Genomic DNA, 12,449 nt, shown 5'->3' on the forward strand with positions numbered 1-12,449 from the left:
GGTCTTGCCGTGTGCGCAGGATTGCGCACACGAGCAAGCGGCGACCAAGCCCCCATGGATGGGTTCACGGCGTCCCCGCAAACCCACAGCGCCCCGCCATCCCACGGATAGCCCGCTTTTGACGTTGACGTTGATGTTGCTTCGGCTTCGGCGGGTGCAGGGCGCAGCCCTGCAAACAAACCCCACCCTCAGTAACGAGGCCGGCCTTCTTCCAGCACCTGGCGCAGGAACGGCACGGTGATCCGCCGCTTCGCCGCCAGTGACTCGCGGTCCAGCCAGTCCAGCAGCGTGATCAATCCACCCAGCTCGCGCCCGGTGTGCGACAGCAGCCACTCGATGGCCGCCTCGTCGATCGCCAGCCCACGCCGCAGTGCACGCTCACGCAGCACCGCCGCGCGACCTTCCTCATCCAACGGCTGCAGCAGCACGCGCACGCACTGGCCCAGGCGCGAACGCAGGTCGGGCAGTACCAGCCCCAGTTCTTCCGGCGCCTTCTGCGCCGTGTACAACACGGTCACGCCCGCAGCGCGCGCGCGGTTGTGGAAATCGAACAGCGCGATCTCGTCTTCGCGGTTGCCGGCGACCTCGTCCAGGCCGTCCAGCGCCACCAGCTCGCGCACCTCCAGCCCATCCAGCGCCGCACGCACGCGGCCGGCCGCACTGGCCAGCGGCACGTAGGTCGGCAGGCGGCCGGCCTGCTCGGCGCTGGAACACATCGCCAGCGCCTGATGGGTCTTGCCGGTGCCCGCCGCCCCTTCCAGGTAGACCCAATCGTGGCTGGCGCCCACCGCGATCGCGCGCAGCTGCGCCAGCGCGCCATCCGGCGCGCCGATGAAGGTCTCCAGGCGCTGGTCCCGCGGGTAATGCAGGGCCAGCGGCAGTTGCGGCACACCCATCACTTCAGGTCGGGGCCCTTGTCGTTCGGAATGATGATATGGGGGGCATCGACCACGCCATCAAGCACGATCGCCGGCTTCTCGCCCACGTACAGCTCGCTCTGGCGGTAGCGCTGGTGCGCGTAGCGCAGCAGCACGTTGGTCACCGCCGCCACCGGCAGCGCCAGCAGCATGCCGAGGAAGCCGAACAGCTGGCCGCCGGCCATCACCGCGAAGATCACCGCCACCGGGTGCAGGCCGATCTTGTCGCCGACGATGCGCGGGGTCAGCACGTAGCTTTCCAGCAGCTGGCCCACGGTGAACACCACGCCGACCAGGATCAGCAGCTTCAGGTCGAAGCCCTGCGCCTGCACCAGTGCGGCGATGATCGCCATCAGGATGCCGGTGGTCGCGCCCAGGTAAGGGATGAAGCTGATGAGGCCGGCAATCAGGCCGATCAGCAGGCCCAGCTTCAGGCCAACCAGCGACAGGCCACCGGCATAGATCACGCCCAGCGCCAGCATCACCAGGAACTGGCCGCGGATGAACGCGCCCAGCACCTCGTTGGATTCGCGCGCCAGCGCGCTGATGGTGCCGATCTGGTTGCGCGGAATCACCGACGCGACCCGCTCGACCAGCTTGTCCCAGTCACGCAGGAAGTAGAACGCCAGGATCGGCAGCAGCAGGATGTTGACCACCCAGGTCACCATCGCGAAGCCCGAGCGCGAGACGTAGCCCATGAACGTGGTGGCGAAGCCGCCGGCCTGCTGCCAGTGGCTGCGCACCCATTCGATCAGGCGGTCCGGATCCAGCCACTGCATCACTTCCAGGCCGGTCTTCTGCTCGAACCAGGGAATGCCCTTTTCCATCAACCACGCCTGTGCCTGCGGCGCGACCGCGATCAGGGTGGTGATCTGGCGCTCGATCATCGGCACCAGCACCAGCAGCAGCGCCACGATCACCAGCACCATCGCGGCGAACACCAGCACCACGCCGGTCATGCGCGAGCGGCCGGTGGCCTCGATGCGGTCCACCAGTGGATCGCCCAGCCAGGCCAGCGCCAGCGCCAGCACGAAGGGAGTCAGGATCGGCGCCAGCAGCCACACCACCCAGCCGACCAGGCCGGCGAACAGGATGTACTTCAGGCGGCGCAGGAACTGCGCGATTTCCGCTTCCGGGGTCAGAGTCATCGCAGGCGGTACTCGTTGCTGACCGGGGCGGCCACCGGAGTACCGGTGGTGTCATCGATCGGCGTCGGCAGGGCCGGCAGCGGTGCGCTCGGCACCAGCACGCCGTTGTCGCCCAGCATGCGGTTGAAGCCGGCCAGGCCGGTGGTCATCTCCAGGCTCAGCTCCAGCTGGCCGGCCGAAGCGTGCAGCGGGGTGACGTTGCGCACCACCGGTACCTCGCGCAGGCCGGCAGCCAGGCGCAGGTAGTCGTCGGCGCTGTTGATGCCGGTGACCACCACCCGGTAGCTGCCGGCCTGGCCGACGGCGGCGCCGGCCTTGGCATAACGCTTGACCAGCGCATCGGCGGCACCATCGGCACCGGCGGCCATCGCACGCATGGCGTTGGCGTCCTTGCTGGTCCACTTGTTCAGCTCACGGCCGTTGTCGACGAACACCCAGTCCGCCTGCCAGCCACCGTTGGCGCGGTACAGCTTGCCGATCAGCTGCATCGGCGGCGAGTAGCGCGAAGAGGCGCGGGCCACGGCGGCACTGTCCTGGCGCCAGATGGCACCGGCCAGTGCCTGTTCGGCAGCACCACCGCTGGGCAGGCCCAGCTTGTAGCCGCGCTCGATGGCGCGGTTCAGCAACGGCCGGGCGGCGTTGGCCTGCTGCACGCTGACCAGGCGCGGACCACTGCCGTCGTCGACGGCCAGCCACAGCACCGGCTTCGGGCGCGGCTGCGGCCACAGCGGCAGGCCCAGCGCCGACACCAGCGAATCGACATCGTCCTCGCGGAAGCGGGCTACCAGCAGGGCACGGAAGCTGGGGGCGCCACTGGCGCTCACGCTCTGGTCCTGCTTGTAGTCGTAGCTGGCCACGTAATCCTTGGCATTGCGCAGCGCCTGCGCCACGCCAGGGCGCGACATCACGCTGCGATCGCCGGACAATTTGCCCAGTACAACGCTCAAGGCGCGGGCCAGGGCGCCGTTGCGGTCGGCTTCGGCTTGGCTGTTGACGGGCACTTCGGCCTCGTACGCGCCAGTGGCGGTGGCAACATCACCCTCGGTGCGCAGGCCGCTCTGGGCCATCGTGGCCACCGGCAGGCTCAGCGCAAGGAGCAGGGTCAGAATCAGGCTGCGGCGCATCAGGACATCCATTGGCTCGACGTATCCGGGGGAATTGTTGCCCGAATACGGCCTTTGCGCCAATGCGGCCTGTTAAAATCGCCCGTTCAACCCCTGCCAGCGCCGACGCCCGTGACCAACACCCCGTCTTCCGCCCCCTCCCCCCTCACCTATCGTGACGCGGGTGTCGACATCGACGCCGGCAACGCGCTGGTCGAGCGGATCAAGCCCCTGGTCAAGCGCAGCTTCCGCCCGGAAGTGATGGGTGGCCTGGGTGGCTTCGGCGCCCTGTTCGACCTGTCCAACAAGTACCGCGAGCCGGTGCTGGTGTCCGGTACCGACGGCGTGGGCACCAAGCTGAAGCTGGCCCACCAGCTGAACCGCCACGATACGATCGGCATCGACCTGGTCGCCATGTGCGTGAACGACGTGCTGGTGCAGGGTGCCGAACCGCTGTTCTTCCTGGACTACTTCGCTACCGGCAAGCTGGACATCGACACCGCCGCGGCGGTCGTGGGCGGCATCGCCAACGGCTGCACCGAGGCCGGCTGCGCGCTGATCGGCGGCGAAACCGCTGAAATGCCCGACATGTATGCCCCGGGCGAGTACGACCTGGCCGGCTTCACGGTCGCTGCGGTCGAGAAGAGCGAGCTGAAGGACGGCGCCAGCGTGGCCGCCGGCGACGTGCTGATCGGCATCGCCTCGTCCGGCCCGCACTCCAACGGTTACTCACTGGTGCGCCGCATCTACGACCGCGCCGGTCGCCCGGCCGATCTGGAGCTGGAAGGCGGCGTGAAGCTGGTCGATGCGCTGATGGCGCCGACCCGCCTGTACGTCAAGCCGATCCTGTCGCTGCTGAAGTCGCACGGCGAGGCCATCCATGGCATGGCCCACATCACCGGTGGCGGCCTGACCGAGAACATCATCCGTGTGGTGCCCGAAGGCCTGGGCCTGGACATCCAGGCCTCGTCGTGGACCCTGCCGCCGGTGTTCCAGTGGCTGCAGAAGGAAGGCGCGGTGGCCGACAGTGAAATGTGGCGCACCTTCAACTGCGGCATCGGCTTCGTGCTGATCGTGGCGCCGGACCAGGTGGCTGCAGTGTCCGACGCGGTCAAGGCGCAGGGCCTGGAGCACTGGACCATCGGCCAGGTGGTCACCGCCGAAGGCGCCGAGCGCGTCCACATCGGCTGATCCCGGCAACCCAGGAGCCCGCATGGACGCAACGCCCCCCTTGTCGCCCGCCCCCGTGCCGCCGCCGCTGGCGACGGTACCGGTGTTCAGCGCGCAGGATGCCGATCACCTGCGCATGCTGGCCATCGCGCACTACGTGGTCGGCGCCTTGATCGCTCTGTTCTCGCTGATCTTCATCATCCACATCGTGCTGGGCATCACCGCGCTCACCGGCAACCTGCCGATGAATTCCGGCGGCCAGCCGTCATCGCCGGCCGAGGAACGCCTGTTCGGCTGGATGTTCACCATCGTCGGCTGCGTCATCGTGTTCGGTGGCGTGACCCTGGGCGCGTTCGTGGCCTACGCCGGCCGCTGCCTGACCCGTCGCCGCCGCTACCTGCTGTGCCTGATCGTGGCCGGCTTGGCCTGCCTGTTCACGCCGATCGGCACCGCACTGGGGGTGTTCAGCCTGATCACCCTGCTGCGCCCGCAGGTCAAGGCCGCCTTCGACCTTCCCGCCACGACCGCATGACTGCCTCTGGCAATCCGCCGCCGCTGCCGCATCAGACCCTGGCGCAGCTGCAGCTGACCAGCCATCTGCAGACGCTGAAAGTGCTGTTCTACGCGTTGGCCGGCTTCCATTGGGTCGCCACAGTGGCGTTCCTCGGCCTCAGCGGCTGGGTGGCCCAGTCACGCGGGCTGGACGATACCTGGATGCTGACCACGGTCTATGCGTCGATCGCCGGGCTGGCCGCCGTGCTGGGGTTCGTGCAGCTGCACACCGCGCGCCAACTGTCACATCGCACCGGACTGGCCTGGTGCCAGCGCGCAGCCTGGCTGGGCGTACTGGCAGGCCCGCTGGGCATGGCCTTGGCCGCCTATGCCTGGGTGTTCCTGTCCAAGCCTGAAATGGCCGCGCTGTTCGACCGCGGCGACCACCTCAGTGTCTGAACCTGCCGGCAGACGCCCCGTCCTGTCCTGATCGATTTCCCATGTCCGCGCCTGCCCTCCCGACGTCCACTTCGCCCACCACCCACCGCTTCTCGGGCCCCAAGAAGCTGGCCTTTGCCACCGTACTGGCGGTGTTCGCCATCAGCTGGGTCCACCCGCTGTGGCCTACCGAACAGGCCCTGCACAGCACCCTGACCGTGATCGGGCTGGCCGCGCTGCTGTGGGTCGACCGTCGCGGCGGCTGGCTGGGCAACGGCGCCTTCATCGCCATCTGTGGCTTCATCGCGCTGCACTGCGTGGCGGCGCGCTGGCTGTATTCCAACGTGCCCTACGATGCTTGGGCGCAGGCGCTGACCGGCTGGTCGCCGAATGCGGCCTTCGGCTGGCAGCGCAATCACTTCGACCGCCTCATCCACTTCCTGTTCGGCGTCTGCTTCACTCCCGCGCTGCTGCAGCTGGCGCGCCATGCGTGGCCCGCGCTGCGCCTGGGCCAGGCCTTCACCCTGGCGGTGATGACGGTGATGTGTGCCAGCCTGGTCTACGAATGGTTCGAGTGGGCCATCGCGCTGGCGCTGTCGCCGGATGCCGCCGAGGCCTACAACGGCCAGCAGGGTGACATGTGGGATGCGCATGCCGACATGCTGATGGCGACCGTCGGCAGCCTGCTGACGTGGCCACTGATCCGCCGGAGTTCCCTGCAATGACCGCCCCAACCCGCATCGCCGTGCTCGCCTCGGGCCGCGGCAGCAACCTGCAGGCCATCCTCGACGCGATCGGCAGCGGCCGCCTGCCGGCCGAGGTGGTCGGCGTGTTTTCCGACCGCCCCGCCGCGGAGGCCCTGCAGCGCGTCGCACCGACCCTGCGCTGGGCACACGCACCGAAGTCCTTCAGTGACCGCGCCAGCTACGAGCAGGCGCTCGGCGATGCGCTTGCCGCAGTACAGCCGGACTGGATCGTCTGTGCAGGCTACATGCGCATCCTTGGTCCGGCCTTCGTGCAGCGCTTCGATGGCCGGCTGGTCAATATCCATCCGTCGCTGCTACCGCTGCACAAGGGCCTGGACACCCATGCCCGGGCGCTGCAGGCCGGCGATGCCGAGCACGGCGCCAGCGTGCACCTGGTGGTGCCGGAGCTGGATGCCGGAGCCGTGCTGGCGCAGGTACGTGTACCAGTGCAGCCAGGTGATGACGCGCACAGCCTGGCCGAGCGCGTGCTGGCGGTGGAGCATCCGCTGCTGATCGCCACCCTGCAGCTGTTGTGCGAGGGCCGCCTGGCTGAACGGGAGGGTCAGCCCTGGCTGGACGGTCACCCCCTGTTTAGCCCCTTGGCCCTAGATTCCGCCGGAAACCTGAACCGGTAACGCCCTTGCACACGCCCTGCTGACTGCGGGGCTGGCATCCTGCCCCCCTCCTGCGGTCCCTGTCCTCCATGAAGACCACGACCCTGCTGTCCACTTCATTGCTGCTGTCGCTTGCCGTGTTCCCCGGCGTGGGCTGGGGACAGGCACTGGCGCCTGCCACCCCACCGGCACCGGTGCCCGCAGCGCAGCCGCCTGCCGAGGCGCCGGTCGTACCGATGCCACCGGCACTGGCCTGGGAGCCACCGCCGCTGCAGCCGTTCAGCGCCACCTACCAGGCCTTCTACAAGGGCAAGGAAGCGGGCGATGCCAGCATGCAGGTCACCCACACCGGCGGCAGCCAGTGGCGGGTGGACATGCAGGTGGTCGGCCGCCGCGGCTTTGCCAGCGTGCTGGGCCTGAACATCGAACAGAGCACAGTGTTCGAGGAGCGCAGCGGCGTGTATGCGCCGCTCAGCCAGAGCACGGTGCGCAAGGGCCTGTTCCTGGGCAAGAAGGCGGTCGGTACCTACAACTGGCAGGCCGGCACCGCGCAATGGACCGGTGACGTCAAGAAGGAACGCGCGCAGCCGATCCCGCTGCAGGCGGGCGACCAGAGCGCGCTGCTGATCAATCTGGCGATCATGCGCGATGCCCGCCCGGGCGCCGCCATGCACTACCGCTACGTGGACATGGGCAAGGTCCGCGAACACGACTACCAGGCCGCGCCGCAGACCGAGAACGTCGAGGTCGGCGACCTGTCCTACAACGCGCTGCGGGTCTACCGGACCAACGGCGGCAGAAACGAAACCATTCTCTGGATCGCCAACGGTGTCCCCACCCCGGTGCGCATCCTGCAACGCGAAGACGGCGAAGATCGCGTCGATCTGCGCCTGATCGAATACCAAGGAGTCTGAGCATGAACACCCTGACCCGCCCCCTCACCTGGATCGCAGCCGCTGCCCTGACCGTGGCCAGCCTGCCGGCCATGGCCCTGGAACCGTTCAAGGCGGATTACCTGGCCAGCTACATGGGCATGCAGGCCAACGGCACCATGACCCTGGCCAGCGAAGGCAGCAACAAGTGGCGCTACAGCCTGCAGGTGAAGAACCAGCTGGCCGACCTCAGCCAGAGCACGGTGTTCGAGGAAGTCCGTGGCCAGCTGCGCCCGCTCAGCAGCCAGGACCGTTCGGCGCTGCTGGTGAAGAAGCGCAACGTGCAGGCCAACTACAACTGGACCAGCAACCAGGCCACCTGGACCGGCGACATCAAGCCGGACCGTGCGGGCCCCATCGCGCTGAAGGCGGGCGACATGGACGCACTGCTGATCAACCTGGCGATCGCCCGTGACCTGGCCGCCGGCAAGCCGCTGACCTATCGCATGGTCGACGAAGGCCGCATCAAGAACATGACGTACCGCGTGATCGGCAAGGAGTCGATCACCGTGGGCGGCAAGAGCTACGAGGCCACCAAGGTCTCGCGTGCCGACGGCAACAAGGAACTGATCGCGTGGATCGTGCCGGAGTTTCCGGTGCCGGCGCGCATGCTGCAGCGTGAGAGCGGCCGCGATGCGCTGGACCTGACCATCAAGGCGATGAACTGACCGGAGATCCACGTCATCCACGCATGGCGCGGATGGGTGTATCCCAAAAAGAAACGCCCGCTTTTGCGGGCGTTTTCTTATTTCTTCGCTTCGGCCGGTTTGTCTTCGGCCGCCTTGAACTCGGTGCGGCAGTCCACGCGGATCTGCTCACCGGTGCTGCGCCAGACGAAAGTGCGGCAATGGCGGTTGCCGTCCTGGCTGTCGTTCACCGCAACCGCATAGAACGACTCGATGATCTCGTCACGCGTGACCGTACCGTCGCCGTTCCAGTCCATGTCCTTCTGCTCGATGCCCCGGGTGATGGCGATGTTGGCGTACCAGGCATAGCCCAGCCACGCCAGCACGATCAGCACCAGCGCAAGCAGCGCCTTGCGACGCGGGCTGAATTTCCCGCGCCGGATCATGGCACGCGCCGGATGGTGGCACCGAGCGAAGACAGCTTCTCTTCGATGTTCTCGTAGCCACGGTCAAGGTGGTAGATGCGGTCGATGGTGGTGTCGCCGCTGGCCATCAGGCCGGCCAGGATCAGCGACGCCGACGCACGCAGGTCGGTGGCCATCACCGGTGCACCGCTCAGGTGCTCGCTGCCACGCACGATGGCGGTGTGGCCTTCGACCTGGATGTCCGCGCCCAGGCGCAGCAGTTCGTTGACGTGCATGAAACGGTTCTCGAAGATCGTTTCGTTGATCACGCCCACGCCGTCGGCCACGCAGTTGAGCGCCATGAACTGCGCCTGCATGTCGGTCGGGAACGCCGGGTACGGCGCAGTGGTCAGGTTCACCGCCTTCGGCCGCTTGCCCTGCATGTCCAGGGTGATGGTGTCGTCGGTGGTCTCGATCTTCGCACCGGCCTCGACCAGCTTGGACAGCACCGCGTCCATGGTGTTCGGGCGCGCACGGTTGACCGTGACCTTGCCACCGGTCATCGCTGCGGCGACCAGGAAGGTGCCGGTCTCGATGCGGTCGGGCAGCACTTCATGGCGGCCACCGGACAGGCGCTCGACGCCTTCGATCACCAGGCGGGCGGTGCCCAGGCCTTCGATCTTCGCGCCCAGCGCGATCAGGCAGTGCGCCAGATCGGTCACTTCCGGTTCCATCGCGCAGTTGTCGAGGATGGTGGTGCCTTCAGCCAGCACCGCACCCATCAGCACGTTCTCGGTGCCGGTGACGCTGACCATGTCGAAGGTGAAATGGCCGCCCTTGAGGCGCTTGGCGGTGGCCTTGATGAAGCCGTTCTCGACCACGATCTCGGCACCCAGCGCCTGCAGGCCCTTGATGTGCTGGTCGACCGGACGCGAACCGATCGCGCAGCCGCCGGGCAGCGACACTTCGGCCGCGCCGAAGCGGGCCAGCAGCGGGCCCAGCACCAGGATCGAAGCGCGCATGGTCTTGACCAGCTCGTAGGGTGCCACGTGCTGGTTGACCGAGCGCGGGTCGACCACGATCGCGCTGCCGCGCGACAGCGTGCCCTGGTCGATGGTGACCTTGGCGCCCAGCTCGCCCAGCAGCTTCACCGTGGTGACCACGTCGTGCAGGTGCGGCACGTTGGTGATCTCCACCGGCGCATCGGCCAGCAGGGTCGCGCAGAGAATGGGGAGGACGGCGTTCTTGGCGCCGGAGATGCTCACTTCACCGTGCAGCGCAGCGCCGCCGGTCACAACGATCTTGGCCATGTATTCGGGATCTTCTGCGGTTCAGCCGGCTTCGGCCGGGGTCACGGTTTTCAGCGCCAGCGCGTGGATCGCGCCGCCCATCAGGTCGCCCAGCGTGGCATACACCATGCGGTGGCGGGCCAGCGGCATCTTGCCGGCGAAGGCCTCGCAGACCACGGTCGCTTCGAAATGCACGCCATCGTCGCCCTGCACGTCGGCGCGGGCGCCAGGCAGGCCGGTTTCGATCAGATTGCGGATGGTGTCGGCGTCCAACGGGCTTTCCTAATAAAATGTGCGTCCATTCTACTTCCGCTGCGTGGCGTCCGCATGGCCGAATCCCTGTTGCCCCCCCGTTCCGTCGACCCTGCCGGCCTGGTCGCCAGCGGCCGCCGCGTCTTCGAGATCGAGCGGCAGGCGCTGGATGCCGTGGCCGACCGCCTTGGCGAGGCCTTCCAGCAGGCCTGCCAGGCGATCCTGGCCAGCCGCGGGCGGGTGGTCGCCACCGGCATGGGCAAATCCGGGCATATCGCCCGCAAGATCGCCGCCACCCTGGCCTCCACGGGTACGCCCGCGTTCTACGTGCACCCGGGCGAAGCCGGCCATGGCGACCTGGGCATGATCACCGAAGACGACGTGGTGCTGGCCCTGTCCTATTCGGGCGAGTCCGACGAGGTGCTGATGCTGCTGCCGGTACTCAAGCGCCAGGGCAACGTGCTGATTTCCATGACCGGCCGCCCGCAGTCCAGCCTGGCCACCGCCGCCGACATCCATCTGGATGTGAGTGTGCCGGCCGAGGCCTGCCCGCTGGCGCTGGCGCCGACCTCCAGTACCACCGCCTCGCTGGCGATGGGCGATGCGCTGGCTGTGGCCCTGCTCGACGCACGCGGCTTCACCGCCGATGACTTCGCCCGCTCGCACCCGGCCGGCAGCCTCGGCCGCCGCCTGTTGCTGCACATCACCGACGTGATGCACACCGGCGAGGACCTGCCCAGCGTGGGCGCCGACGCCAGCCTCAGCGAAGCGCTGATGGAAATGAGCCGCAAACGGTTGGGCATGACCGCCGTGGTCGATGCCGACGGCGTGCTGATCGGCCTGTTCACCGACGGTGACCTGCGCCGTGCGCTGGACAGCGCGCTGGACGTGCGCACCGCAAAGATCGCCGATGTGATGACCCGCAACCCGCGCACCATCGGTGCTGACCAGCTCGCGGTCGAGGCGGCCCGGCAGATGGAAACCCAGAAAATCAATGGCCTGATCGTGGTCGATGGCCAGGGCCGCGCGGTCGGCGCCCTGAACATTCATGACCTGTTGCGGGCCCGGGTGGTTTAACCGACAGTCCATCAACCCCATTCAGTCTGTAACGCCGCACCTGCCCCCAACGAGCCTGCCGCCCTGATGCCCTGGTCCCCCCTGCCCGCCTTCCCCGCCCACCTGCATGCCGCCGCGGCCCGTATCCGCCTGGCCTGCTTCGACGTGGACGGCACCCTCACCGACGGTCGGCTGTACTACGACAAGGACGGCAACGAGAGCAAGGCGTACTTCGTGCAGGATGGCCTGGGCCTGAAACTGCTGCAGCAGCACGGTATCCACCCCGTGCTGATCACCGCGCGCAACAGCCAGTCCGCGCTCAAGCGCGGCGCCGACCTCGGCATCGACACCCAGATCGCCGTGGGCGACAAGCTGGCAAGCGTGCAGGCGCTGTGCGCGCAGCACGGCATCGGCCTGGAACAGGTGGCGTTCATGGGCGATGACCTGCCCGACCTGGCGCCACTGGGTGCGGTCGGCCTGGCGGTGGCCCCGGCCAACGCCCATCCGTGGATCGCCGAGCGCGTGCACTGGCAGACCCGTGCCGAGGGCGGGCTGGGCGCCGCACGTGAGCTGTGCGACATCCTGCTGGCCGCCCAGGGCCACGTGGACGCCGTGCTGGCGAGGTTCGGCGCATGAACCTGCCCACCCTGAACTGGCGCACCGTGCTCGGCATCGGCCTGCTGCTGGCCGCCCTGCTGAGCAGTTGGGCGGCGCTGCGCAACCGCGACAAGGGGCCAGCCAAGGGTGGCCAGGAAGTCGGCGTGGATTACATCCTGCATGACTTCCAGATCGTCGCCCTGGATGAGCACGGCAAGGAATCGACCACCCTGCGTGCGCCGCTGCTGGAGCGCCAGCGCGGTGACCAGACCATCAACATCGCCACGCCGCTGTTCGAGATGCCGGACAAGGATGGCAAGCACTGGACCCTGCGTGCCGAGACCGGCTGGCTCAGTGCCAAGGGCGACGAGATGAAGCTGCGCGGCAATGTCGCCGGCGACAGCCCGGCCGGCCCGGGCACGGTGCCGACCACCTTCCGCACCGATCATCTGGACGTGTTCCCGAAGGAAAACCGCGCCCGCACCGACGCCCTGGTGACCATGACCCGCCCGGGCATGGAACAGTCCGGCGTCGGCTTCGAAGTGGATTCGAAGAACAACACGTATCATTTCCTCAGCCAGTCCAAGGGCCGCTACACGCCCAAGCACTGATTCCGCCGCCAGCCTGCGACGTCTCCGGACAGGCGCAGGCTGGCGGCGGAATCA

Annotated in this window: 16 protein-coding genes; 10 read left to right on the forward strand and 6 right to left on the reverse strand. The window is 67.9% G+C overall.

Going from position 1 to position 12,449, the window contains the following annotated elements; all coding sequences use genetic code 11:
• Positions 1–188 precede the first annotated feature (188 nt).
• From hda to ARC63_RS13505, 3 genes are read right to left on the reverse strand one after another with little or no spacing between them, the layout of a single operon-like run.
• Positions 189–896: a DnaA regulatory inactivator Hda gene (gene hda, locus ARC63_RS13495; RefSeq protein WP_010483615.1), complete on the reverse strand. Its 708-nt coding sequence runs from the start codon at positions 894–896 to the stop codon at positions 189–191.
• Positions 896–2,065: an AI-2E family transporter gene (locus ARC63_RS13500; RefSeq protein WP_010483616.1), complete on the reverse strand. Its 1,170-nt coding sequence runs from the start codon at positions 2,063–2,065 to the stop codon at positions 896–898. Before ARC63_RS13500 ends, hda begins: the two co-directional genes overlap by 1 nt.
• On the reverse strand, positions 2,062–3,201 hold the full coding sequence (locus ARC63_RS13505) for a DUF2066 domain-containing protein (protein WP_057503565.1): 1,140 nt from the start codon (positions 3,199–3,201) through the stop codon (positions 2,062–2,064). Before ARC63_RS13505 ends, ARC63_RS13500 begins: the two co-directional genes overlap by 4 nt.
• A 99-nt stretch (positions 3,202–3,300) precedes the next feature.
• Here ARC63_RS13505 and purM point away from each other — a divergent pair, with 99 nt between their 5' ends.
• From purM to ARC63_RS13540, 7 genes are all read left to right on the forward strand, one after another.
• Complete coding sequence (gene purM, locus ARC63_RS13510; RefSeq protein ID WP_049434457.1) at positions 3,301–4,359, forward strand: phosphoribosylformylglycinamidine cyclo-ligase; 1,059 nt, start codon at positions 3,301–3,303, stop codon at positions 4,357–4,359.
• 22 nt (positions 4,360–4,381) lie between these two features.
• On the forward strand, positions 4,382–4,870 hold the full coding sequence (locus ARC63_RS13515; protein WP_019336866.1) for a hypothetical protein: 489 nt from the start codon (positions 4,382–4,384) through the stop codon (positions 4,868–4,870).
• Positions 4,867–5,289: a hypothetical protein gene (locus ARC63_RS13520; RefSeq protein ID WP_057503566.1), complete on the forward strand. Its 423-nt coding sequence runs from the start codon at positions 4,867–4,869 to the stop codon at positions 5,287–5,289. Before ARC63_RS13515 ends, ARC63_RS13520 begins: the two co-directional genes overlap by 4 nt.
• 41 nt (positions 5,290–5,330) lie before the next feature.
• On the forward strand, positions 5,331–5,993 hold the full coding sequence (locus tag ARC63_RS13525) for a DUF2238 domain-containing protein (RefSeq protein ID WP_010483625.1): 663 nt from the start codon (positions 5,331–5,333) through the stop codon (positions 5,991–5,993).
• The gene (gene purN / locus ARC63_RS13530) at positions 5,990–6,649 is read left to right on the forward strand and encodes a phosphoribosylglycinamide formyltransferase (RefSeq protein ID WP_057503567.1); all 660 of its coding nucleotides are present in this window, start codon (positions 5,990–5,992) and stop codon (positions 6,647–6,649) included. Before ARC63_RS13525 ends, purN begins: the two co-directional genes overlap by 4 nt.
• A 68-nt stretch (positions 6,650–6,717) precedes the next feature.
• Positions 6,718–7,542: a DUF3108 domain-containing protein gene (locus ARC63_RS13535; RefSeq protein WP_057503568.1), complete on the forward strand. Its 825-nt coding sequence runs from the start codon at positions 6,718–6,720 to the stop codon at positions 7,540–7,542.
• Between the two features lie 2 nt (positions 7,543–7,544).
• Positions 7,545–8,228: a DUF3108 domain-containing protein gene (locus ARC63_RS13540; RefSeq protein WP_010483632.1), complete on the forward strand. Its 684-nt coding sequence runs from the start codon at positions 7,545–7,547 to the stop codon at positions 8,226–8,228.
• Positions 8,229–8,305: 77 nt separating this feature from the next.
• On the opposite strand, the gene ARC63_RS13545 is transcribed toward ARC63_RS13540, so the two are convergent.
• From ARC63_RS13545 to ARC63_RS13555, 3 genes are read right to left on the reverse strand one after another with little or no spacing between them, the layout of a single operon-like run.
• Positions 8,306–8,632 (reverse strand): hypothetical protein, encoded by a 327-nt coding sequence (locus ARC63_RS13545; RefSeq protein ID WP_057503569.1) that lies wholly within the window; start codon positions 8,630–8,632, stop codon positions 8,306–8,308.
• Positions 8,629–9,900, reverse strand: coding sequence for a UDP-N-acetylglucosamine 1-carboxyvinyltransferase (gene murA, locus ARC63_RS13550; protein ID WP_010483637.1), 1,272 nt, complete (start codon positions 9,898–9,900; stop codon positions 8,629–8,631). The genes ARC63_RS13545 and murA overlap by 4 nt, the downstream gene beginning before the upstream one ends.
• A gap of 21 nt (positions 9,901–9,921) precedes the next feature.
• The gene (locus ARC63_RS13555) at positions 9,922–10,152 is read right to left on the reverse strand and encodes a BolA family protein (RefSeq protein ID WP_005408396.1); all 231 of its coding nucleotides are present in this window, start codon (positions 10,150–10,152) and stop codon (positions 9,922–9,924) included.
• A gap of 54 nt (positions 10,153–10,206) precedes the next feature.
• On the opposite strand from ARC63_RS13555, the gene ARC63_RS13560 reads away from it, so the two are divergent.
• From ARC63_RS13560 to lptC, 3 genes are all read left to right on the forward strand, one after another.
• Positions 10,207–11,208, forward strand: a complete 1,002-nt coding sequence (locus tag ARC63_RS13560) for a KpsF/GutQ family sugar-phosphate isomerase (protein WP_049480171.1) — start codon at positions 10,207–10,209, stop codon at positions 11,206–11,208.
• 66 nt (positions 11,209–11,274) lie between these two features.
• Positions 11,275–11,823, forward strand: a complete 549-nt coding sequence (locus tag ARC63_RS13565; protein WP_010483642.1) for a KdsC family phosphatase — start codon at positions 11,275–11,277, stop codon at positions 11,821–11,823.
• Positions 11,820–12,395, forward strand: a complete 576-nt coding sequence (lptC, locus tag ARC63_RS13570) for an LPS export ABC transporter periplasmic protein LptC (RefSeq protein WP_049410270.1) — start codon at positions 11,820–11,822, stop codon at positions 12,393–12,395. Before ARC63_RS13565 ends, lptC begins: the two co-directional genes overlap by 4 nt.
• Positions 12,396–12,449: the final 54 nt, after the last annotated feature.

It is taken from the genome of Stenotrophomonas geniculata ATCC 19374 = JCM 13324 (assembly GCF_001431625.1).
Lineage (GTDB): Bacteria > Pseudomonadota > Gammaproteobacteria > Xanthomonadales > Xanthomonadaceae > Stenotrophomonas > Stenotrophomonas geniculata.

Excerpts from the sequence above, each read along its gene's own strand:
- hda (WP_010483615.1), bottom strand. The coding sequence starts at position 896 with ATGGGTGTGCCGCAACTGCCGCTGGCCCTGCATTACCCGCGGGACCAG.
- ARC63_RS13500 (WP_010483616.1), bottom strand. The coding sequence starts at position 2,065 with ATGACTCTGACCCCGGAAGCGGAAATCGCGCAGTTCCTGCGCCGCCTG.
- ARC63_RS13505 (WP_057503565.1), bottom strand. The coding sequence starts at position 3,201 with ATGGATGTCCTGATGCGCCGCAGCCTGATTCTGACCCTGCTCCTTGCG.
- ARC63_RS13515 (WP_019336866.1), top strand. The coding sequence starts at position 4,382 with ATGGACGCAACGCCCCCCTTGTCGCCCGCCCCCGTGCCGCCGCCGCTG.
- ARC63_RS13520 (WP_057503566.1), top strand. The coding sequence starts at position 4,867 with ATGACTGCCTCTGGCAATCCGCCGCCGCTGCCGCATCAGACCCTGGCG.
- ARC63_RS13525 (WP_010483625.1), top strand. The coding sequence starts at position 5,331 with ATGTCCGCGCCTGCCCTCCCGACGTCCACTTCGCCCACCACCCACCGC.
- purN (WP_057503567.1), top strand. The coding sequence starts at position 5,990 with ATGACCGCCCCAACCCGCATCGCCGTGCTCGCCTCGGGCCGCGGCAGC.
- ARC63_RS13535 (WP_057503568.1), top strand. The coding sequence starts at position 6,718 with ATGAAGACCACGACCCTGCTGTCCACTTCATTGCTGCTGTCGCTTGCC.
- ARC63_RS13540 (WP_010483632.1), top strand. The coding sequence starts at position 7,545 with ATGAACACCCTGACCCGCCCCCTCACCTGGATCGCAGCCGCTGCCCTG.
- ARC63_RS13545 (WP_057503569.1), bottom strand. The coding sequence starts at position 8,632 with ATGATCCGGCGCGGGAAATTCAGCCCGCGTCGCAAGGCGCTGCTTGCG.
- murA (WP_010483637.1), bottom strand. The coding sequence starts at position 9,900 with ATGGCCAAGATCGTTGTGACCGGCGGCGCTGCGCTGCACGGTGAAGTG.
- ARC63_RS13560 (WP_049480171.1), top strand. The coding sequence starts at position 10,207 with ATGGCCGAATCCCTGTTGCCCCCCCGTTCCGTCGACCCTGCCGGCCTG.
- ARC63_RS13565 (WP_010483642.1), top strand. The coding sequence starts at position 11,275 with ATGCCCTGGTCCCCCCTGCCCGCCTTCCCCGCCCACCTGCATGCCGCC.
- lptC (WP_049410270.1), top strand. The coding sequence starts at position 11,820 with ATGAACCTGCCCACCCTGAACTGGCGCACCGTGCTCGGCATCGGCCTG.